General features: G+C 65.2%; 2 protein-coding genes. Both read right to left on the bottom strand.

What is annotated here, in order from left to right:
* Positions 1-68: 68 nt before the first annotated feature.
* Positions 69-824: an IS21-like element helper ATPase IstB gene (istB, locus tag ABIB56_RS18425; RefSeq protein WP_354570683.1), complete on the bottom strand. Its 756-nt coding sequence runs from the start codon at positions 822-824 to the stop codon at positions 69-71.
* Positions 821-2,053 carry an IS21 family transposase gene (gene istA / locus ABIB56_RS18420; RefSeq protein ID WP_354570682.1) on the bottom strand — a complete coding sequence of 411 codons (1,233 nt, stop codon included), beginning with the start codon at positions 2,051-2,053 and terminating at the stop codon, positions 821-823. Before istA ends, istB begins: the two co-directional genes overlap by 4 nt.
* Positions 2,054-2,130: the final 77 nt, after the last annotated feature.

The raw sequence follows: 2,130 nt of genomic DNA, 5'->3' as shown, positions 1-2,130 counted from the left end.
TGTTGACGCCGACTGAAAACAGGGCCACTTTTGCCAACTGAAAATAGGGCCACCGGGGGTTGTGGTTTTTATTCTGCCGTATCGGCAGGCTGGTGGCGTTTCAGCCGGTAGCTGGCGCCTTTGAGGCTGATGACGTGGGCGTGGTGAACGATCCGGTCGATCATCGCGGAGGCGATGGTTTGGTCGCCGAACACGTCGCCCCAGGACGCAAACGGCAGGTTACTCGTCATGATCAGCGATGCGTGTTCGTATCGGGACGAGACGAGCTGGAAGAACAGGTTCGCGGCGTCCTGATCGAACGGGATATATCCCACTTCGTCCACGATCAGGAGGCTGTAGCGGCGCAGCTTGACCAGTTCCGCAGCGAGCGTGCCCCGGGAGTGCGCTTCTTGGAGCCGGGCAACCCAGCCGGTCGCGGTATCGAACAGGACCCGGTTCCCGGCCTTGGCGGCCTTGATCCCGATGCCGACGGCGAGGTGCGTTTTGCCGGTTCCGGGTGGGCCGAGCAGGACTACGTTCTTCGCCTCGGTCAAGAACACGCTTGTGCCCAGATGCGCGATCAGGTTCCGGTCGGCGGAGGGCTGGTGCTCGAAGCAGAACTCCTCAAGATGCTTCTGCCCGGGGAACCTCGCCGCTTTGATCCGCAGGGCCGCGCCCGACGCTTCCCGCTCGGCGACCTCGCGGGAGAGCACCGCGGCGAGATACTCCTCGTGCGACCAGCCGGCGTCACGGGCCTGGTCGCCGAGCCGGGCGAAGCTGTCGCCGATCCTCGGTGCCCGCAACGCGCGGGCGTAGTACTCGATCTGGGAGCCGACGCTGCTCATTTGAACACCACCGTCCGGCGGGCCGGTTTCGCCAACTCCACCCCGAACACCCGGTCGTAGGAGGCCAGGTCGCGGGTCTCGACGACCTCCGGTCGGGCCGGCGGTCGTGCTTTGACGGCCTGGAACTGCCGGCGCAGCACGGCCGCTTTCGCGACGTGGGCGGGGTCGGTCAGGGTCTGCTGCCGCGCCCAAGCCCGTTCATGGGTGGTGATCACGACACCGTCGTGGCTGACGGTTACCCTCTCCAAGTCCGCCGTGACCTCCACCAGGCGACCGATCATCGCCGGATCGACGGAGTAGTCGTTCGAGTGCACCCTGACGTAGTAATCCCGCGGCAGCCGGACCATGTTACGAAACACCGTGTCTGGCGCCACCGGCGGTAACGGGCGCATGCTCGCCCGGTCGGCCCCGATCAGCTCCGTCGGTCGCCCACCGCGCGACCGCGACAAACGCCCGTTCGCCGTCGGCAACCACGCCTGCATCTGCGCGTTGAAGTCCTGCGGGGAGGCGAACTCTCGACCAGGCATGAATCGTTGCCGGAAGAACCGGTTCATCCGCTCCACGCCGCCCTTTGACTCCGGATCCCGCGCCCGCAGCAGCTTGATCTCGATGCCGAGAGTGCCCGCGAACGCGGCCGCCGGGACGGTCAGTTTCCCGCGCCCGATGCCGGTCTCGTTATCCCAAAGCAACCGGGCCGGGACCGCTTGCGCCTCCTGCAACAGCGCCCACATCCCGCCGAGCAGATCCGGGGTCGTCCGACTCGGCAGCATCCGCGACTGGATACTCCCGGAGAACGACGACGTCATCACTAATACCGGCGGGGTGCCGTGCTGGCCGTGGCCGAGCGGCAACGGCTCGTGGGGGAACCACAGGTCGCACTGCACCTGGAATCCAGGCTTGTGGTCGAGCCGGTCCGCCGGATCGACCGGCGCGTACTCCGGACGGATCAGGGCAACCTTCGACCTGAACAACGACGCCGACCCAGACCAGCCCACCCGCTCCGCGAGCGTCGACGCCGGCATCGTCGGCGTCGTCGTCAAAAACGCCCGCACCCGCGGCACGAAGTCATCGAAACTCGACCCATTCGATGATCGCTCGTACTTCGGCGGCCGGTCAGCCTCCAACGCCCGATCGACCGTTCCGCGAGAAACTCCAACAACTCGAGCTATCTCACGCTTGGAAGTTTTACCCTCCGAGAACAAACGCCGAATCTCTGCCCAATTGTCCATATTGATCACCTTCCATGATGGTTGGTGGCCCTATTTTCAATTGGCGTTTCTGGCCCTGTTTTCGAACGGCGTCAACA

Origin of the sequence: Glaciihabitans sp. UYNi722, from assembly GCF_040549465.1 — a bacterium.
In the GTDB taxonomy this organism is placed as follows: Bacteria; Actinomycetota; Actinomycetes; order Actinomycetales; family Microbacteriaceae; genus Lacisediminihabitans.
Note: the sequence above shows the minus strand (reverse complement) of the source record. Positions and strands in the feature narration are given on the sequence as shown.

Excerpts from the sequence above, each read along its gene's own strand:
- istB (WP_354570683.1), bottom strand. The coding sequence starts at position 824 with ATGAGCAGCGTCGGCTCCCAGATCGAGTACTACGCCCGCGCGTTGCGG.
- istA (WP_354570682.1), bottom strand. The coding sequence starts at position 2,053 with ATGGACAATTGGGCAGAGATTCGGCGTTTGTTCTCGGAGGGTAAAACT.